A 22082-nucleotide genomic window follows, 5' to 3' on the forward strand; every position below is an offset into this window, starting at 1 on the left:
AAGCCCAAACTGGCTTTACAATAGACATCTGCGAAAACTATCAAAACTTCTGTGTGACTAGCTTACAAAGCGCAAATGCAAGCATTGCGAACTAGCTCGTCCATACGATGAAATGAGGTTTTGAGAGATGTATTGATAATAAAACGCAAAAAACGTAGTTATATGCGTTAATTTTATCCTGAAAAAATATGATGTATTTATACTTGTCATATTAATGCTCCAATTCGGAATCTTACTAACCCACAAATTGTCAAAATTACTTGTTCATACTTTTTATAAATTAGCCGAAATCGTTCTTGAGCAACTCGAAAGATTTTTACGAGGGTCTTCTATGTATGCAATAATTCTAATTTTCTTGGATGTTCTTTTATCACAGAATCTTAGTATTTTGGAGATGTCTAGATTACAGCGCATAGACTCTGGTATAGTAATATAGGTTTTGTAATTTACTGCTAAAATCTCAACCATAGGAATCCTATTTGATTTTTGAAAAAATTCCGTACATTTTGATCTTAAGCAGATTGCCTGCTTTCCCTATTGCAAGACTGTCTCTTGCTTCTTACCTACCTCTATGAGTAATTCTCCAAATCAAATCGGATTGCTAAGTAGAACAGCGTAAATAATTAAAGGTTTTTAGTGAGGACTAAAGTCCTTACTACGAACTAGATTGCAGTAATTTTACATTACTTCACATAGTTTGTTTTTTCAAATTGTTCTACTTATATCAAAAGTTGTTTATGTACGGTTTTTTTCCACAAATCATCACATACCTCGCACCGTGGAGACCCCTGCATTTATGCATGGGGGTAAGGTGCAGGCGAATTTATTCGCGACTAAAGCTGGTCAGATGGGCTATGAGCGCCCTCGCATTTATGTGTGGGGTTTCTGACTTAAAACGGCTATATGCAATTCGACTATAGCGTGTTTTTTGATGCATATATATTTCAAAGAAAGTTCGAGCGTAGATACTATCGAATCCTGATAAATTCTTGATGAAAAACACTAACTTAAAAGAAGGCTAAATAACAGGGAGAAAGTAATCTTAAGTATGGAACCCATAGCAATCATTGGTATTGGCTGTCGTTTTCCTGGAGCTATAAATCCAGAATCCTTTTGGAATTTATTAGAAGAGGGTTGGGATATGATTGCTGAGGTGCCGCCAGAACGGTGGAACGTTGACGCCTTTTACGATCCCAACCCAAATAAACCAGCAAAAATGAGTACTCGCTGGGGTAGCTTTCTGGAAAAGGTAGATCAATTTGAACCGAGTTTTTTTGGAATTTCTCCTCGCGAAACAGAACACCTTGACCCTCAGCAAAGGTTATTGTTAGAAGTGGCTTGGGAAGCTTTAGAAAATGCTGGATTGATGTCAAATCAGCTAGCTGGTAGTCAAACTGGAGTATTTATTGGAATTAGCAATAGTGACTATGATCGGCTGATCTACCAAGATTGCACTCATTTAAATGCGTACAGTGGTACTGGTATTAGTCATTCCATAGCAGCTAATCGCTTATCATACGTACTAGACTTGCGTGGACCAAGTATGGCAGTAGATACGGCTTGTTCTGCATCACTGGTGACAGTGCATCTTGCTTGCCAGAGTTTGCAGAATCGAGAGTCTTATCTGGCATTAGCTGGAGGGGTAAATTTAATTTTGTCTCCAGACAGAACTGTTACTTTCTCGAAAGCAGGCATGATGGCACCTGACGGTCGTTGCAAAACGTTTGATGCTAGTGCTGACGGTTATGTACGAGGAGAAGGATGTGGAATTGTAGTTCTCAAGCGGCTTTCAGATGCCTTGAGAGATGGAGACAATATTCAAGCCGTCATTAGAGGTTCAGCAGTTAACCAAGATGGCTTGAGCAACGGGCTTACTGCACCTAACGGGCTTTCTCAGATGGCTGTTATTCGCCAAGCATTGGAAAATGCTAGAGTGGCACCAGCGCAAATTAGTTATGTTGAGACTCATGGCACAGGAACTTCTCTAGGAGATCCTGTAGAGGTGAAAGCTTTAAAAACAGTTTTGATGCAGGATCGTCGTCCAGATCAACCTTGTTGGCTTGGCTCAGTTAAGACTAATATCGGTCATTTAGAATCAGCTTCTGGAATTGCTGGCTTGATTAAGGTGGTATTATGTATGCAACATAGAAAGATACCACCCCATCTGCATCTGAAGCAGTTAAATCCATATATTTCTCTACAAGGAACCACCTTTTCCATTGCCACGAAGTGCCAGCCTTGGTCTACTACAGAGCGTCGCTTTGCTGGACTAAGCTCGTTTGGCTTTGGTGGAAGCAACTGTCATGTGGTTTTGGAAGAAGCACCTGCGCCTACTATAGTAACTGCTGAACTTAAACGTCCTCTGCACATTTTTACCCTATCAGGAAAAAGTGAAAAAGCGCTACTGGAACTCACACAACGTTATCAAGCTTATTTGCAGTCTCACTCAGAAGCATTGCTGGCAGATATTTGCTTTACAAGCAATACGGGACGTAAACATTTTGCATACCGACTTGCTTTAGTAGTTGATACTACTATAAGATTGCGCGAGCAACTAGAAGCTTTTGAAAATGAAAAAAAGGCTGCCAAATCAGCAAGTGACAAATTAGAAAGTGGACAAAACTTCAAAATAGCATTTTTATTTACAGGTCAAGGGTCACAGTACGTAGGGATGGGAAAAGAACTCTACAACACTCAACCAACCTTCCGTGCCGCGATTGACCAATGTGATGAAATTCTGCGCCCCTATGTGCAAAAGCCTTTACTCTCGGTACTGTATCCGAACCCAGAACAAAGCTCTCCTATAGATCAAACCGTTTATACACAAAGCGCTTTATTTGCTCTAGAATATGCCCTGTTTCAATTGTTGACTTCTTGGGGAATACAGCCAAACTGTGTGATGGGTCATAGTCTGGGCGAGTATGTAGCAGCAACTGTCGCAGGAGTGTTTAGCTTAGAAGATGGGTTGAAATTAATTGCCGCACGAGGGCGATTGATGCAAGCACTACCAGAAAATGGTGCCATGGTCGCAATTATGGCAGATCTGGCTCAAGTCGAAGCTGCGCTCGCACCATATAAGCATAAGGTGGCCTACGCCGCGATCAACACTCCCACAAATGTAGTCATTTCTGGTGAAATTCAAGCTGTACAAACACTCGCAACAGCATTGGCTGCCCAAGGGATAAAGACAACCAGACTCAAAGTGTCCCATGGCTTCCACTCTCCTTTGATGACACCTATGCTTGAGGAATTTGAGCAAGTTCTGCGACAGGTCAAATTCTCTCGCCCAGGCATAGATTTAATCTCTAATCTCACAGGTCAACTTGCCACACAAGAGATCGCAACTCCAGAGTACTGGTTGAAGCATATTTTGCTGCCAGTACAATTTGCTACTAGTATGCAAACACTGCATCAGCTAGGGTATGAAGTCTTTGTTGAGTGTGGACCTAAGCCTGTATTACTGACAATGGCAAGACAATGTTTGCCTGAAGATGTGGGAGTCTGGCTACCTTGTTTGCGTTTTGGCACACCCGATTGGCAGCAGATGTTAGAGAGTTTAGGACAATTATATGTACGCGGAGTTGCTGTTGATTGGTCTGGTTTTGACCGGGATTATCCCCGTCGTCGTTTGCCATTGCCTACCTATCCCTGGCAAAGACAGTCTTATTGGATTAAGACAACTAATGCCGCTAATCAGAAAACACAATTGCTTTGGAACGAAACTGCTACCAACCAGAACACTCACCCATTGCTTGGTCAAAAGTTATTTTTAGCAGATGCTCAGAAAATTCGCTTCCAAGCCCAAATTTGCCCTGATGCACCTGCTTATCTCGAACACCATTGCGTATACCAGCAGGTTATTGTTCCTGGTGCTGGGTATATGGAAATGGCTTTAGCAGCGGGTAGCAGGGTATTCAAATCAGACGACCTAGTGCTAACGGATGTGTCAATACCACAAGCATTGCACTTGGAGGACAACACACAAAAAACACTACAGTTGAGTTTAACACGCCAAAAGCAAGGGGGATATCAATTTGAAATCTTTAGCCTCAATCTACAGCCTCAAAGCGAAGAGCCAACTTGGGTACTACATGCCGCAGGAGAGGTACAACAGGCAACACAAGACGAGCTACCATCAGTAGATTTAACTGCATTGCGATCGCGTTGCCAAGTCGAAATATCTGTCAGTGAGTACTATCAACAATTGCAAGCGTGTGGTCTAGAATATGGGAGTTTTTGCCAAGCCATAGAACAACTATGGTCTCACCCACAAACCAAAGAAGCCCTAGCACAGTTACGTTTGCCACAGGCATTAATGGGTGAAGCACAAGCCTACCATCTACACCCAGTGCTTCTCGATGCGAGCTTTCAGGCGGTGGGAGCAGCTTGGAGTGGTCACGGACAACTAGAGGCTTTTGTGCCTGTGGGTTTAGAGCGGTTACACCTTTACCAAAGACTACCTAGTCAATTATGGAGTTATGTTCAGGTTAATGATTCTGAGCAAACATTAACTGCCACAGTACGTCTGTTGACAACAGAAGGACAACTGATTGCCACTGTAGAAAAGCTGCGGCTACAAAGAGCTAGCCCTAATATGCTGACTAGTTCTCAGGATTTACTACAATCTTGGCTTTATCAAATCCAGTGGCAACCGCAGACATTATGGGGTCCGCAATTGCTACAAGATTACCTAACGGCTCCTGCACAAATCTGTCACAGCCTTGCACCTGAAGTATCAAAATTGTTGGGTCAGCCCAGTATAAAATTTTATGAAGCTGGATTGCATCAACTAGAAACTTTAAGTATTGCTTATGTGGTAAATGCTTTCCAAGAATTAGGATGGAAGTTCCAACCTAAACAGCGTTTTGCAACAGCAGCTATGACCACACAATTACGCGTGGTTAGCCAACATCATCGCTTGTTTGCTCGTCTGCTGGAGATGTTGCTCGAAGAAGGAATACTCCAGCAAATTGATCAAGAGTGGGAAGTGACTCGAGTCCCTAAAATCCTAAACCCACAAGAGCAAATGAACATACTCCTAGCCCAGTCTTCAGCCGCTGAAGCGGAATTATCTCTGTTGGCTCGTTGTGGAGCAAAACTGGCACAAATCCTGCGGGGAGAGCTTGACCCACTACAGTTAATATTTCCTGAAGGAGATTTAACAACAGCGACCAAGCTCTATCAGGATTCTCCAGGATCTCAGGTGATTAATACTCTAGTGCAAAGAGCAGTTTCATTAGCTCTGGAGAATCTACCCCAAAGATGCGGAGTGCGAATTTTGGAAATCGGTGCTGGTACTGGAGGTACAACCTCCTATCTTCTGCCACAACTGCCAGTCAATCAGACCGAATATACATTTACTGATGTATCGTCTTTGTTCCTCACCAAAGCGCAAGAGAAGTTTCAGAATTACCCTTTTGTACGCTATCAACTCTTAGACATTGAACAAGTCCCTCAAGAACAGGGATTTGGAGTCCATCAGTATAATGTGATTGTGGCGGCAAATGTGCTACATACTACTAAAAACTTGAGCCAGACATTGCAACACATCTACCAGTTGCTAGCCCCAGGGGGAATGCTGGTCTTACTGGAAGGAACAGGGCGTCAGCGCTGGATGGATCTCACCTTTGGATTAACGGAAGGTTGGTGGCGGTTTACTGACAAAGATTTACGCCCTGACTATCCATTAATGTCAGTGTACCAATGGCAGGAACTGTTACAGAAAAATAACTTTGAACAAACAGTTGCACTTTCTTCTTTGTCAGGAAGCACAACAATGTTAGCACAGCAGGCTGTGATTGTGGCACAAGCTGCTGAGGCTAAACTAGAGGTACCGAGTTCTCAGGCTGGTAACTGGCTAATTTTAGCTGATAGTCAAGGAACTGGTCGGCAGTTGGAAGTTATCTTGCAGTCTAAAGCAGAAGTTTGTACCCTTGTCTTTCCTGGCAAGGATTACAAGCAGATAGGGGAGCAAGAGTTTCAGATAGATCCAACCAACTCAGGTCATTTTGAAAGGCTGTTTGCCGAATCCTTGAAAACTAATCAACTTCCTCTGTGTGGGGTAGTGCATCTATGGAGCTTGGATACGGGAGAAGATGAAAATATAGAGGCAGCCTCACAGAAAGTCTGCAATACTACATTGCACTTAGTTCAGTCTATAGTTAAGGCAGGGTTTTCTAAACCTCCTTCCTTATACATAGTCACCCGCGGTGCAGTTGCAGTGGGGTTAAAACCTCATATTTCAGGGATGGTTCAATCCCCCTTGTGGGGAATGGGGAAAGTTATCGCTTTAGAGCACCCAGAACTCAATTGTGTGCGAGTGGATTTGGATCTTGATGTTCGAGCCGATGAGGCTAAAGCTCTATTCGAGGAAATCTGGTCAAGAACTCCAGAAGACCAAGTTGCTTTCCGAGACCAGATTCGTCGGGTAGCAAGACTGGTACACTTTAGCCCTACTCATGATTTTGTAGTTCAACAGAAATGCGATGTTACTGATCATCAGCCATTTCGACTAGAGATTTCCTCTAGAGGAACTTTAGAAAACTTGAGACTACAACCAACGAAACGCCGTCAACCCAGTATTGGTGAAGTAGAAATCCGGGTACGAGCTACAGGGCTAAATTTTCTGGATGTTTTGGATGCATTAAATATGCTTCCTTTTGAAAGAGGTTGGTTTGGTGGTGAATGTGCAGGCGTTGTGGTAGCTATTGGGGAAGAAGTAGAAGGCTTTGAAATCGGAGATGCGGTTGTAGCCATAGCTCCTGACAGCTTTAGTCAGTATGTTACAGTTAATGCCGCTATGGTGACACCTAAACCAGAGAATATTAGTTTTGAAGCGGCAGCAACTATCCCGGTTAATTTCTTGACTGCTCACTACGTTTTGCACCATGTTGCTAAGATATCTGCCGGAAAACAAGTATTGATCCATGCTGCTGCTGGAGGAACTGGGATGGCAGCAGTCCAACTAGCTCAACAAGCTGGAGCTACAGTTTTGGCAACAGCTAGTCCTAGTAAGTGGGAATCTCTGAAAGCTTTGGGAGTCAAACAAATTATGAACTCTCGAACCCTAGACTTTGCCGAAGAAGTGATGGCAGTGACTAAGGGACAGGGAGTCGATGTTGTCATCAACAGTCTTGCAGGAGAATTCATTCCTAAGAGCCTGTCTGTTTTAAAGGCTAAAGGCTGCTTTGTAGAAATTGGTAAAAGCGGTGTTTGGGATTTAAACCAGGTTGCTCAGTTGAAAGCTGATATATCGTATTTTCTGGTGGATTTGGTGCAGATTTGTCAGCAGCAACCGGACTTAATCCAATCGATGCTGCGCGATTTGATGCAGCAGTTTTGTGAAGGTATTCTCAAACCCCTACCACAAAAAGTATTTCCTATTCAAGATGTAATTAGTGCTTTCCGCTACATGCAACAAGCCAAACATGTTGGTAAGATTGTTGTCATACAGCCGGAAACAAGGGTTGGATCAGCAGCAATAAAGCCAATGACCTTCCGTGAAGATGGTGCCTATCTGATCACTGGTGGATTGGGAGGTCTAGGTTTGTTGGTGGCTCGTTGGATGATAGAACGTGGGGCACAACACTTAGTATTAGTCAGCCGCCGGGATGCGGACGCTGCTATTAGGAAACAGATAGAGGAGTTAGAGCAGACAAATGCTAAGGTTGTGGTAGCAAAGGCAGATGTGTCAAAATCTGAGCAACTTGCTCAAGTTTTAGTAGATATTCAGCGATCGCTACCGCCGTTGAGAGGTGTCATCCATGCAGCAGGAACTCTAGATGACGGTGTCCTAGTACAACTCACTCAAGAACGCTTTGCACGCGTGACAGCGCCTAAGATAAAAGGCGCTTGGAATCTTCACACTTTAACTCAGAATTTACCCATAGATTTCTTTGTACTTTTTTCGTCCGTTGCTTCTTTATTAGGTTCTCCTGGTCAAGCTAACCATGCTGCAGCAAATGCTTTTCTGGATACATTAGCCCACTACCGTGTAGCGCAAGGATTGCCAGGATTAAGCATAAACTGGGGCATTGTGGCACAGATAGGAGCTGCTGCACAGCGCAAAGCTGATGAGCGGATGAAGGTGCAGGGAATTGGAACTATCAAACCACCCCAGGTCTTAGAAGTATTGGAACAATTGCTCCAATATTCTACTGTTCAGGTTGGGGTAGTACCTATCAACTGGTCGCAGTTTTCGGGACAATTTGCTGCTTGGCCCTTCTTAACTAATTTCCAACTAAAATCTGTCCAGCTATTGGAACAAGATTCTCAATTTCTCCAGCAATTAAATGTTGCTCCTGTTAAAGAGCGTCGAGCTTACTTGAAGGCTCATGTTTGCTCTCAGGTAGCAAAAATTCTGGGTTTAAATCCCTCTGATCCAATAGACTCACAGCAAGGGTTCTTCAACATGGGAATGGATTCGTTGACATCGGTTGAGTTGAGAAACTTGCTACAAACCAGTTTAAAATGCTCTTTACCTTCAACTTTGGCCTTTAACTATCCAACTGTGGAAACACTTGTTGATTACCTTGCCCAAAAAGTGCTATCGTTCTCCAGCTCGTCTGAAAGTTTTGAAAGTTTTGAAAGTTCTCAAAAGGCACAATTGCCCCAAGATGAAGAGCTAAACACACTTTTGACGCAAGTTTCTCAGATGTCAGAAAACGATGTCAAGAAAATGCTGCTAACAAAGCGGTTAGAGAGTTAGATAGCAAGGAAGATTTATGAGTAATGTATGGCAAAACATTTCTGAGGTATCACCGCTCAAGCTTGCGTTGCTCGCACAGCAAATGCGGCCTAAGCTTAAATTCATAAATGCAGAACCAATTGCTATTATTGGTATTGGTTGTCGATTCCCTGGAGGGGCAGACAATCCAGAAGCATTCTGGCAGTTATTGCGTGATGGGGTAGATGCCATCACGGACATACCCAAAGACCGATGGGATGTTGATGCTTACTACGACCCAAACCCAGAGGCTCTTGGGAAAATGCACATCCGCTCTGGTGGTTTTGTTAATCATTTACATGACTTTGACCCTCAATTTTTTGGTATCTCTCCTCGAGAAGCTGTCAGTCTTGACCCACAACAACGCTTGCTGCTAGAGGTGAGCTGGGAGGCAATTGAAAACTCAGGTATGATGTTCCAGAAGTTGGCTGGTAGTAAAACAGGCGTGTTTATTGGCATCTGTAGTCATGACTATTTCCAACTCTTAACAGACAGAGGACCGACAGATATTGATGCTTACCTAGCTACAGGTAATTCCCATAGTGTGGCAGCAGGTCGCTTGTCTTACTTTTTAGGTCTGCAAGGACCAAGTTTAGCAGTAGACACAGCTTGCTCTTCCTCGCTAGTCACAGTTCATTTAGCCTGCCAAAGCCTACGCAATGGAGAAAGTGATTTAGCCCTAGCTGGAGGTGTGAACCGGATTCTATCACCGGAACTTAGTATTAATTTTGCCAAAGCTCGGATGTTGTCTCCGGATGGTCGTTGTAAGACTTTTGATGCCTCAGCAAACGGTTTTGTACGTGCAGAGGGATGCGGCGTTATCGTCCTCAAACGTTTATCAGATGCAGTTGCAGATGGGGACAATATCTTGGCTCTGATTCGCGGTTCAGCGGTTAATCAAGATGGTCATACGAGTGGTTTGACAGTCCCTAATGGTCTGTCTCAAAAACTTGTGATTTGCCAAGCTTTAGAGAATGCAGGTGTAGAGCCAACTCAAGTGAGTTACGTAGAAGCTCATGGTACAGGAACATCCTTAGGAGACCCTATTGAAGTAGAAACTTTGGGAGCCGCATTTGGCCAGAATCGCCCTCAAGGTCATCCGCTCGTGATTGGTTCGGTGAAGACAAATATTGGTCATCTTGAAGGAAGCGCTGGCATTGCTGGTTTAATTAAGGTGGTACTTTCTTTACAACATCAAGAGATTCCCCCTCACTTGCATTTCCAACAGCCTAGCCCTCATATTCCTTGGGATGATCTGCCTGTGATGGTTCCAGTGAGGCGGATGCCTTGGGCTTTTGGAGAAAAACGGCGGATTGCGGGGGTTAGTTCCTTTGGCTTTAGCGGTACTAACGCTCATATAATAGTAGAAGAAGCACCCGTATCCGAACCAGTACAGGTGTCAGTGGAACGCCCTTTACATTTGCTGACCCTATCTGGTAAAACTGAAGCAGCCTTGAAGCAGTTGTTAGAGCGGTACGAAAACCATTTAACGACCAATCCAGCTTTAGCCATTGAAGATATATGCTTTACTGCTAACACAAGTCGATTACACTTCCAGCATCGTTTAAGTATAGTAGCCGAATCATCGTATCATCTGAGCCAAAAAATACCTGCTATCCTAGCTGAACAAGAAGCCACAGGAGTTTTTCAAGGACAAGTTCTTAGCGTTACGCAACCTAGAATAGCATTTTTATTTACAGGTCAAGGGTCACAGTACGTAGGGATGGGAAAAGAACTCTACAACACTCAACCAACTTTCCGTGCCGCGATTGACCAATGTGATGAAATTCTGCGCCCCTATGTGCAAAAGCCTTTACTCTCGGTACTGTATCCGAACCCAGAACAAAGCTCTCCTATAGATCAAACCGTTTATACACAAAGCGCTTTATTTGCTCTAGAATATGCCCTGTTTCAATTGTTGACTTCTTGGGGAATACAGCCAAACTGTGTGATGGGTCATAGTCTGGGCGAGTATGTAGCAGCAACTGTCGCAGGAGTGTTTAGCTTAGAAGATGGGTTGAAATTAATTGCCGCACGAGGGCGATTGATGCAAGCACTACCAGAAAATGGTGCCATGGTCGCAATTATGGCAGATCTGGCTCAAGTCGAAGCTGCGCTCGCACCATATAAGCATAAGGTGGCCTACGCCGCGATCAACACTCCCACAAATGYAGTCATTTCTGGTGAAATTCAAGCTGTACAAACACTCGCAACAGCATTGGCTGCCCAAGGGATAAAGACAACCAGACTCAAAGTGTCCCATGGCTTCCACTCTCCTTTGATGACACCTATGCTTGAGGAATTTGAGCAAGTTCTGCGACAGGTCAAATTCTCTCGCCCAGGCATAGATTTAATCTCTAATCTCACAGGTCAACTTGCCACACAAGAGATCGCAACTCCAGAGTACTGGTTGAAGCATATTTTGCTGCCAGTACAATTTGCTACTAGTATGCAAACACTGCATCAGCTAGGGTATGAAGTCTTTGTTGAGTGTGGACCTAAGCCTGTATTACTGACAATGGCAAGACAATGTTTGCCTGAAGATGTGGGAGTCTGGCTACCTTGTTTGCGTTTTGGCACACCCGATTGGCAGCAGATGTTAGAGAGTTTAGGACAATTATATGTACGCGGAGTTGCTGTTGATTGGTCTGGTTTTGACCGGGATTATCCTCGTCGTCGTTTGCCATTGCCTACCTATCCCTGGCAAAGACAGTCTTATTGGATTGAAACCAAAGCCCGACATCAATCACAGTTGACTAGTACTCAGGATTTACTACACTCTTGGCTTTATCAAGTCCAGTGGCAAATTCAAGAGCTGTCTCAACCTGAATTGGTAGTTCAGTCAGGTATAAAAGTTAATGGGGAGGGTTTAGAATCCCAAGAGTGGGAGATAGAGCCAAACAAAGCAGCAACACAATGGCTAATTTTAGCAGATAAGCAGGGTATCGGTCAGCAACTGGTCACAAAGCTACAGGCTTCTGGTCACAAGTGTAGCATTGTCTTTGCGGCTCAGGAGTATCAACAGGTAGAAAAAAAATTCTACATTAACCCTGCTGCGCCTGACGATTGGCAAAAACTACTCTTAGCTGTGCATAGCCAAAAAACTCCTTTACATGGAGTCGTACACTTATGGAGCTTGGATATACAGCAGACACAAACGCAGTTGATTTGTCCCGATGACAATCTTGTTAAAGAGCATAGTTATGGCAGCGTATTACACTTAGTTCAAGCGTTACTACGAACAAGAGAAGCACAACTTCCTAAACTTTGGTTAGTGACTCAGGGAGCAGTATCGGTTACTCAACCCTCACTTGCAGGACTAGTACAATCGCCAGTGTGGGGTATGAGCAAAGTCATTACTAAAGAACATCCAGAACTTAACTGTGTGCGAGTGGATTTAGATTCAGAGGTAATGACGAGGCAAGTGGAAGCTTTATGGACAGAGATTTGGTCTAGTTCTAGCAAAGAATATGAAGTTGCTTTCCGAGGGCAGAATCGGTATGTGGCTAGGTTAAAGCGTTTTGAGCCAATCTCACGAACAGTGTATGCAGGCAGGCTAAAGTTTAGCCAAGATGGAACTTATTTAATTACTGGCGGGTTAGGTGAACTCGGTTTGCTCGTCGCTGATTGGATGGTAGAACATGGAGCAAGGCAATTAGTCTTAGTAGGACGTAGCCAGCCTTCACCTCATGTCAATGCACAGTTACAGGAACTACAACAAGCTGGAGCAAAAGTACTCGTGGCTGAAGCTGATGTTGCACAAACTGAGCAACTCGCGCGAGTACTTTCACAGATAGAAGAAAATGCATTGCCACCGTTACGAGGTATAATTCATGGTGCTGCTGTGTTAGATGATGGAATTGTTTTACAGCAATCGTGGGAACGTCTGGAAAAGGTGATGGCACCTAAGGTGCAAGGAGCTTGGAATTTGCATACTCTGACTTTACATCAGCCTCTAGACTTCTTTGTGTTGTTTTCGTCTGTTGCATCTTTACTAGGCTCTCCCGGTCAATCTAACTACGCTGCTGCAAACGCTTTTCTGGATGCACTAGCTCATTATCGTCAAGGGCAAGGGCTACCAGGACTCAGTATTAACTGGGGAGCAGTCTCACAAGTAGGACTCTTTGCCAAGCGTCACATAAGTGGGCAAGCAAGGATGAAGGGAATCGGCACAATCGAGCCGCAAAAGGTATTAGATGTGCTAGAGTTGTTGCTGTCGCAATCTGCTGCACAAGTTGGAGTCGCCTCTGTTGATTGGTTGCAGTTCGAGGAAAAGTCAAGAAATCAGCAATTTTATACTGATTTCACAGCCAGCTTACAGCAAAAAATAACGCCTTCTGAGCAACAGAATTTTCCTCTGCGGTTACAGGAAATTCCTCTTAGTAAGCGTCGCGAACACTTAGTGTCTTATATTTGCTTCCAAGTCGCAAACATTTTAGGCTTCAATCAATCTCAGCCTTTGGATTTGCAGAAATCATTTTTCGATCTAGGGATGGATTCTCTGATTGCGGTGGAGTTAAGAAACTGTATTCAAACTGATATCGGACATTCTCTCTACCCAACTCTGGTTTTTGACTACCCAACAGTTGAAGCCTTAGTAAATTATTTATCTGAGAATGTATTTTCTGAGATTTTAGATGAATCTGTTGTGGCGTCTCAAAAGAAAATCCGAAAAGCTACCACTTTGGAGAATTTGGAAGCAAAATCTCAGGAAGAACTTGCTGATTTACTTGCCAAAAAGTTGAAATCCCTAAAACGGAGCTAGAGAGAATGGGTCAGAATCCAGAAGCTCAAGACTACAGCGTTTTACTACGAGATGCTCTGGTCGAAATTGAAGAAATGCAATCCAAAATCAAGACATTGGAGCAAGAGAAAAAAGAGCCAATCGCTATTATTGGGATGGGTTGCAAATTTCCTGGAGGAGCTGATAACCCAGAAACTTTTTGGCAAATGCTGTCTCATGGAGTAGATGCAATTCAAGAAGTACCAACAGACCGATGGAATGTTAATGCATACTACGACCCAAATTTAGAAAGCCTTGATAAAATGAATACCCGTTGGGGTGGCTTTTTGAACGGGATTGATCAGTTTGATCCTCATTTTTTTGGTCTCTCAAGAGGTGAGGCGTCAGTTATGGACCCACAACAACGCCTGCTTCTAGAAGTGACTTGGGAAGCTTTGGAAAATGCTGGAATTGCTCCAGAGCGAATTGCTGGTAGTAAAACAAGTGTCTTTGTTGGGATTGCTAGTGCAGATTATTACAAGTCCTTGCTCAACCCTCCGACACGAGGAGGTACAGGAATTGCAAATAGCATTGCTGCCAATCGCTTGTCTTACTTGTTTGATTGGCAGGGACCTAGCGTAACAGTAGACACCGCCTGCTCATCTTCGCTGACTGCAGTTCATCTAGGATGCCAAAGCTTACGAACAAGAGAGTCAAATTTAGCTTTGGTCGGTGGTGTAAATGTTATTTTGATACCAGAATTAGCTATCACCTTATCCCAAGCTGGTATGATGGCTTCAGATGGTCGCTGCAAGACCTTCGATGCGTCTGGTGACGGTTATGTGCGCTCAGAAGGTTGCGGAATGATTGTTCTCAAGCGTCTGTGTGATGCTCTAGAAGATGGCGATCGCATTCTTGCACTAATTCCAGGTTCGGCAGTTAATCAGGATGGTCGCAGTATTGGGTTGAGTGCACCTAATGGTCTGGCTCAACAAGCAGTTATGCGTCAAGCTCTGTCACAAGCTGGAGTAAAACCAAGTCAAATTAGTTATGTAGAAGCTCACGGTACAGGAACTCCTCTTGGAGATCCAATTGAGGTTCATTCTCTCAAAGGTGTACTGACTCAAGGGCGTTCATCAAAGCAGTTATGCTGGATTGGCTCAGTCAAGACTAACATTGGTCATTTGGAAGCGGCGGCTGGTATCGCAGGTCTTATTAAAGTGGTACTGTCTTTACAGTATAAACAAATACCACCTAATTTGCATTTAAAGCAGCTGAATCCGCACATTGACTTAAAAAATAGCCCATTTGCAATTCCAACTCAGTTACAGCCTTGGTTAATTGAAACAACAAATCAACAAAGATTTGCTGGTGTCAGCTCCTTTGGCGTTGGAGGGACAAATGTTCATGTGGTACTAGAAGAAGCATCTACTGATTTAGGATTGAAGACTGACTATTTAGAATCATTGATAGATGATAAATCATCTACCAGTTCACAATTTGAGCAGCTACAAAATTTAAAATCTTTAGTTGAACGCCCTCTGCACATTTTAACTCTGTCAGCGAAAAAAGATCAGGCTCTCAAAGAACTTGCAAATCGCTACGAGCGTCATATAGCAGAAGATTCCAAGAAAGACAAAAAAGAGTTTCCTTCTTTGCCAGATATCTGCTTTACAGCTAATACTGGGCGATCGCATTTTGATTATCGCCTAGCAATTGTTGCTGATTCTCCTGAAACTTTGCAAAAGCAGTTGATTGCTTTCGCCACTGCTCACGAGACTAACGGCTACTTGCAAAATCAAGTCTCAAGACAGAATCGTCCAAAGATAGCTTTTCTATTTTCTGGGCAAGGAACTCAATACATACAGATGGGACGCCAGCTCTACGCTACTCAGCCCACCTTCCAGAAAATTTTAGATCAATGCGATGAATTGTTGCGCTCTTATTTGCAACAACCCCTCCTATCAGTTCTCTATCCAGAATCTAGAGAATTTTCAGCCCTGAATGAAACATCCTATACTCAGTCACCATTGTTTGCCCTAGAGTACGCGTTAGCTCAATTATGGCGTTCTTGGGGAATAGAACCAGATGCTGTTATTGGTTATGATGTGGGAGAATATGTAGCAGCCTGTGTTGCTGGAGTTTTCAGCCTTGAAGACGGACTTCGGTTGATGGCTAAACGTGAGAGAATAATAAAGGAGCAACTAGGCAAAGCAAAAGTAGCAGCGGTACCTGCTGAAAAATCACTGACGACTGAAGCAGTGAGTTTTCACCAAAACTCAGTCTCTATTGCTGCCGTCAATTCCTCTAAATCTAAAGTCGTTGTGGAGTATGAGCAGAGTGTAGATTCCATGAAGTTTACTGCTCCACATCTAACACTCATTTCTCGGCTGACAGGGAAAATAATTCCCTTTGGAGAGGTTCCAGATGCGAATCATTGGCATCACTACACACCAGAGCCAATGATTTTTCATCAAGGAGTGCAGACTTTAGTAGCTCAAGGTTATGAACTGTTTCTAGAAATTGGCCCAACGGATGACTTGATTCACAGGTGTAAGCAAGGTCTACCAAAAGCAACTGCGACTTGGTTAGCCTCTTTGAAGAAAGAACAGGATAACTGGGTAACACTTTTAGACAGTCTCAAAACAATTTACCTCAATGGTATTGACGTCAATTGGGTTGGATTTGACCAAGACTATGTAAGAAACCGAGTAGCACTACCTACCTATCCATTTCAACGAAAACGATGTTGGCTGGAACCAGAGGAAATAAGAACTTATTAGAAGCTAAAGGATAAAGTTAAAATGCCTGTAGGAATAGAGAAAATCAGTTTATATGCAGGGCGCTTCTATCTTGATATAGCCGAGTTAGCAGAGGTCAGAGGTCTAGACTTAAATTACATTGTTAATAACTTAATGTGTGAGCGTCGCTCAGTTTATCCAGCTTATGAAGATGCTGTAACTTTGGCAGTTAATGCTGCAAAAAAGCTTTTATCACCAGAAGATGTTAAAGATATTGAGCTACTTATTGTTGGTACTGAATCTGCGGTTGATTTTGGTAAATCTATATCAAGTTGGGTGCATCGTTTTTGCAACTTGCCAGCTAATTGTCGCAACTTGGAGGTTAAACAAGCCTGTTATGGTTGCACAGGCGGATTGAAAATGGCTGCTTCCTGGGTCGCTTCTGGTATCCGTCCTGGGAAAAAGGCTTTGGTTATAAATGCAGATATCAGCCGCAACGCTGTAGGGACTGAATTTGAACATTTGGGTGGTGGTGGTGCAGTTGCCATGCTAGTCAGCGATCATCCCCAAATTCTTGAAATTGAATTAGAAAAAGCTGGCTACTGGATGAATGAGATTTATGACACTTTTCGTCCTACTGCCAAAGTTGAAATGATCAACGATCAAATAAGCGTTTACTCATATCTTGATGCATTGGATGGAGCTTATGAAAACTACGAACAAATAGTTGGTCAAGTAGATTATGATGCTGATTTTAAAAAGCACATTTATCACGCTCCTTTCCCAGGTATGCCACTTCAGGCTCATCGCACAATAATAAGTAGATTTAACATACAAGATAAAGCAAGTTTCAAACAAAATTATCAGCAAAAAGTCAAAGAAAGCATTTATTTTGCCAAACAAATTGGTGCTTTCTACGGAGGTTCTAACTTCCTTTGTTTACTAGGTTTACTAAATTCATCTACAAATCTCAATCCAAGAGATAGAATATCGTTATTCGCTTATGGTTCCGGTTGCCAAGGTGAGTTTTATAGTGGTTTTATTGGTTCCACAGCTCAAGAAAGGGTAGCAGCGCTTAATCTTGAGCGACATCTTAATGAACGGATGCATTTAACGATAGAGGAGTATGAAGAAATTGAAATCGAGAGAGAAAAGTATATTGATTGCTCTGACTATGAACCGGAACGCAATCTTACCACAAATGCAGCTTATGAAAAGATGTATGAAGGTCAAGGACTTTTAGTGCTGAAGCAATTAGAAAACTACCACAGGAGATACGAGTGGAGTTAATGTCAAAACCTATTAAATATGAACTAACTTCAGGTGTCGCTTGGATTACATTAGCAGCACCTCAATTAGGCAATACAATTAATTGTAAATCGGTTTTTTATCTCAATCAATTCCTCCAACAAGCTACCACTGATGAGTCTTGCCGGGTCATTATTATCTCGGCAGAAGGTTCTGATTTTTGCAAAGGATTTGACTTAGAAACAAGCTGGATTGATGGTCATGAAAAATCAGAGCTATGTACAATGTTTTTGGATTGTTTAAGTTTGATCCATAGCTCTAGCCGACCAGTGATTGCTAGTATAGAAGGAAATGTAACTGCTGGTGGTGTTGGTCTAGTAGCAGCTTGCGATTTGGTATTAGCTAATGAGAATGTTGGCTTCATGTTATCAGAAGTGATTGTAGGCATGATTCCTGCGCTCATAGCGCCATTTCTATTGCGCCGTCTATCGCCAGCGCGGTTGAAATATATGGCTTTGAGTACTTGTAGCATCACGACCTCAGAAGCAAAGGAAATTGGACTCGTCGATGAAGTCGTTGCTGTTGGAGAAATGACTCAACAGCTCAATCAACAATTAAAACGGCTATTTCGTGCTTCCCCTCAAGCCATAGCTGAAACTAAACGATATCTTGAAAAGTTGGAATTTAAGAAGTTCCCTCTACAAAAGAAATTTGCTATTCATCAACTGATTTCATGGTTAGAACAGCCAGAAGTTGTTGCAGGAATCCAAACCTTTGCCCAGGGATTCACTCCTCCATGGTTTCAAAAATATAAGGGTTAAATGAATGACTAAAATTTTAGTAACCAATATTGAGGAAGGAATTTTTCAGCTTAAAATTAACGATCATGAAAATAAGAATCGCCTGAGCAAAGAACTTTTAAGGGAATTCTTGATTGCTTTAGAGACTCTTGCTGCAAAGCCCACACTTAAGGTACTGATTCTTACAGGTTATGAAGAAATTTTCTGTGCTGGAGGTTCACTGGAAATTCTCCAACAAATTTCTCATGGAAAGACTGATGTCAAAAATTTACTTATTCCAGTGATCAACAAAATTCTTAGCTTTCCTGTACCACTTATAGGTGCCTTGCAGGGACATGCATTAGGAGGAGGATTAATGTTTGCTCTTTGTTGCGATATTTTGGTAGCATCTGAAAGTAGTCGATATGGGGTTAATTTTACAGACTTGGGGTTCACCCCTGGCATGGGTGCAACTTCTCTATTACCAGCATTAGTTGGAAGTTATTTTGCCAATGAGATGCTACTGACTGCAAAATTTTACAAAGGTAGAGAACTCAAAGATAGAGGCTTGTTCAATTATGTTGTGTCCTCTGAAGAAGTGATGAGTGTAACTCTGGACATAGCAAGAAGAATAGCAGAAAAACCAAGACATGTTCTCGAAATGCTCAAAGACACCATATCTCTACCGCGACAACAGGCTCTTCAAGAGGCTGCATATCATGAACATTTAATGCACAAAATTTGTTTTAGTTACCCAAGTGCTACAGATTACATAGAAGCTACTTATTTAAGCTAAAGCAGCTGACTTGAAAAAGTGCTGAGTGCTGAGTAAAAGTTAATAAGTACGTACGCAGGTTTTCATGCATCCTGGTCTACGCAGTTCATGGTGACTAATTCATATAACCTAAAATAGTAGGACACAAGCAATGGAACGAGAACAGATACTAAAAGTCGTTGTCAAAAATATTAAGCTCAATATAGATGGTCTTGAGGACATTGAAATTGACCCGGAAAAACCGATGTCAGCTTATGGAGCTGAAAGTTTAGATGTTGTCGAAGTTGTTTCTTCCTCAATGCGTGAATTGAAAATTAAAATTCCTAGAACAGAGCTAGCCAATTTGAGTAATGTTAATGACTTAGTAGAGCTATTTAGTAAGTTTCAAAATAGCACATCTGTAGGAAATTAAATGCATTAGCAAATACGTCAAAACTCGGACGATTTACGAAGCAACCATCCGAAGAGCGATCGCCAAGGTAGTCGTGTTTTTTGGGAGTAGCTCATGACTCAGAATTATGAACATGGTAAGTTGCACAGTTATAAAAAAGAACCAATCGCAATCATTGGCATTGGTTGCCGCTTGCCTGGTGGTGTCAACAGTCCAGAGGATTTTTGGAAACTACTAAGAGATGGTGTAGATGCTATTACTGAGGTACCAGCAGACCGCTGGTACGTAGATAATTTCTACAATCCAGACCCTGCCGAACCAGGCAAAATCTATAGCCGTTGGGGTGGATTCATAAAACACATAGACCAATTTGATGCCAAATTCTTTGGTATCTCACGCCAAGAAGCGGCTTATATAGATCCTCAACAACGAATATTGCTTGAGGTTGTTTGGGAAGCTTTAGAGGATGCTGGACAGATCCCGGAACATCTTGCAGGTACGAAAATTGGTGTATTTATTGGTATATCAAACCATGATTACTGCCATCTACAGTTGGAGGTGAGTAACCACAATTTACTGAACGCATACTCGACCACTGGGTTGGCGACAAACATGGTAGCTAACCGGATCTCCTACTTATTTAATTTTCAAGGACCAAGTATGGTCATTGATACTGCTTGCTCTTCATCACTCGTTAGCGTACATCTCGCCTGCCAAAGTCTTTGGAGCGGTGATTGTACGGCTGCTTTGGCAGGAGGTGTAAATGTCATCCTGAAACCAGAAACAGCTATAGGAATGAGTCGTGCATTTTTATTCTCTGCTGATGGTCGTTGCAAAAGCTTTGATGCACACGCTGATGGTTTTGTCCGGGCTGAGGGTTCTGGTATTATAGTTTTAAAGCCTCTGTCAAATGCCTTAGCTGATAACGATCCAATTTATGCTGTTATCCGAAGTATTGTAGTTAATCAAGATGGCAGCAAAGAAGGAATCATGGCTCCTAAAGGTTTGGCTTTAGAAACCGCAATTCGAGAAGCCTATGAGCAGGCAGGAATACCACCAGAACAAGTTCAATATGTTGAAGCTCAAGGTACAGGTTCACCAGTAGGGGATGTGATTGAAGCAAATGCTATTGGTTCTGTGGTGGGTCAGCATCGTCTTCCGGGAGACTACTGCTTTGTTGGTTCAGTGAAAACAAATATTGGACATCTTGAATCAGCAGCAGGTATCACGAGTTTGATTAAAACAACATTGGCTTTAAAGCACGGTCAAATTCCACCAAGCTTGCATTTTCAGACGCCAAATTCCAAAATTCCTTTTGAGAAATTGCGTTTGCAGGTGCCACAATCCTTAAAATCATGGCCGGAAACTGGCAATAGTTCCCGCTTTGCTAGTGTCAATTCCTATGCAATAGGTGGTACAAATGCTCACCTAGTTCTGGAAAGTGTAAATACTTTCCAAAAAACCTCGTTAACTCAACTTCCTGATGCACAAATCAAGGAAAAAGCTTATGTTGATAGCCAATTAAAACTATTTCCTCTGTCTGCTCGTAGCCCTGAAGCGCTTCTAGCCTTTGCTCGTGCTTATTTAGACTTTTTAGCAGATGAAGGCTCTAGTTCCAAAACCTCATTATTGGATATTTGCTATACTGCTAGCTTACGTAGAAGCCATCATAAGTATCGATTGATATTGTTGGTTCGTTCCAAAAAAGACCTTATGGAACAGCTCAAAAGTTTTCTGTCAGGAGAAATCTATTTAGAATCGGTCCAGGCTTTCTCTAATAATTACACTATAGATAAAGAAGATAAGGAAACAGAGCAAACCATTTTGTTAAAAAATATCAGCAAATTATATATTTCTGGAGATTCAGTAGATTGGAACCATCTTTACCCACAAGGTGGTCGTTTTGTCAAGCTGCCTACTTATCCTTGGCAGCGATCGCGTTATTGGCACGAGACAGAAGCATCCCAGCAAGCTAGACTCGGAAAACCGCACCAATCCCAAAAGTCACTGTTAAACCAACTCATCCAGTATTTAGAGAATTCCGATGATGTAGAGAGCCAACAATTGTGGCAAGTTTTGTTAGCGGTGCCACCAGATCAACTGCTGCTATTGCTCAAACCTTATCTTGCAGATTTAGTATCAAAAGTACAAAATTCTACCTATTTACAAGAAGCCTCTGAATCATTACTCCAGAGGCAACCTAAGTTTCTTCAAAAACTCAATGCAGCACCTTTGTATAATCGCAAAGAGTTATTACAAGTACATATTTGTTCTCAAGTAGCTAAAATTTTAGATTTAGATCCATCCAAACCCATAGACATTAAGCAAGGATTTTTCAACTTGGGAATGGATTCACTCAAATCTGTAGAGTTGAGAAATCAATTAAAAATCAGTTTAGGATGCTCTCTTCCTGCAAGTATAGCCTTTGACTGTCCTACCATTGAAGCACTTGTTAATTATTTAATTCAGGAATTACCTTCACTGGAGTTAACCTCAAACTTTATTGACATACAGAATGTAGATGAGAATGCTGAACTGTCAGCAACTTTAGAAGAACTTTCTAAAGAAGAAGTCGCCAACTTACTTGCTCAAGAACTGGCAGCTACTGAAGAGAGTGAACTTTATTGAACTACAAAGTTATTATCTTGAAGCCAACGTATTTAAAGCAAACGTAGAATCGGCAATTTAGAGATAAGTTTT

8 protein-coding genes are annotated in these 22082 nt (G+C 42.4%); all 8 read left to right on the forward strand.

Annotated features, from left to right (window positions below; genetic code table 11):
• Positions 1–1048: 1048 nt before the first annotated feature.
• The 8 genes from B4U84_RS26425 (at position 1049) to B4U84_RS26460 (ending at position 22010) form a co-directional block, all read left to right on the forward strand.
• Positions 1049–8707 carry a type I polyketide synthase gene (locus B4U84_RS26425; RefSeq protein ID WP_131121157.1) on the forward strand — a complete coding sequence of 2553 codons (7659 nt, stop codon included), beginning with the start codon at positions 1049–1051 and terminating at the stop codon, positions 8705–8707.
• Between the two features lie 16 nt (positions 8708–8723).
• Positions 8724–13490 (forward strand): type I polyketide synthase, encoded by a 4767-nt coding sequence (locus tag B4U84_RS26430; RefSeq protein WP_131121158.1) that lies wholly within the window; start codon positions 8724–8726, stop codon positions 13488–13490.
• A 5-nt stretch (positions 13491–13495) separates the two neighbouring features.
• Positions 13496–16231: a type I polyketide synthase gene (locus B4U84_RS26435; protein WP_131121159.1), complete on the forward strand. Its 2736-nt coding sequence runs from the start codon at positions 13496–13498 to the stop codon at positions 16229–16231.
• Between the two features lie 21 nt (positions 16232–16252).
• The gene (locus B4U84_RS26440; RefSeq protein ID WP_131121160.1) at positions 16253–17479 is read left to right on the forward strand and encodes a hydroxymethylglutaryl-CoA synthase family protein; all 1227 of its coding nucleotides are present in this window, start codon (positions 16253–16255) and stop codon (positions 17477–17479) included.
• Positions 17479–18258 (forward strand): enoyl-CoA hydratase/isomerase family protein, encoded by a 780-nt coding sequence (locus B4U84_RS26445; protein WP_131121161.1) that lies wholly within the window; start codon positions 17479–17481, stop codon positions 18256–18258. The genes B4U84_RS26440 and B4U84_RS26445 overlap by 1 nt, the downstream gene beginning before the upstream one ends.
• Positions 18259–18262: 4 nt before the next feature.
• Positions 18263–19012: a polyketide synthase gene (locus tag B4U84_RS26450; protein ID WP_131121162.1), complete on the forward strand. Its 750-nt coding sequence runs from the start codon at positions 18263–18265 to the stop codon at positions 19010–19012.
• A 130-nt stretch (positions 19013–19142) separates the two neighbouring features.
• Positions 19143–19403: a phosphopantetheine-binding protein gene (locus B4U84_RS26455; protein ID WP_131121163.1), complete on the forward strand. Its 261-nt coding sequence runs from the start codon at positions 19143–19145 to the stop codon at positions 19401–19403.
• A 93-nt stretch (positions 19404–19496) separates the two neighbouring features.
• Positions 19497–22010 (forward strand): type I polyketide synthase, encoded by a 2514-nt coding sequence (locus B4U84_RS26460; RefSeq protein WP_131121164.1) that lies wholly within the window; start codon positions 19497–19499, stop codon positions 22008–22010.
• Positions 22011–22082: the final 72 nt, after the last annotated feature.

This window comes from Westiellopsis prolifica IICB1, from assembly GCF_004323185.1.
GTDB classification, from domain to species: Bacteria; Cyanobacteriota; Cyanobacteriia; order Cyanobacteriales; family Nostocaceae; genus Pelatocladus; species Pelatocladus prolificus_A.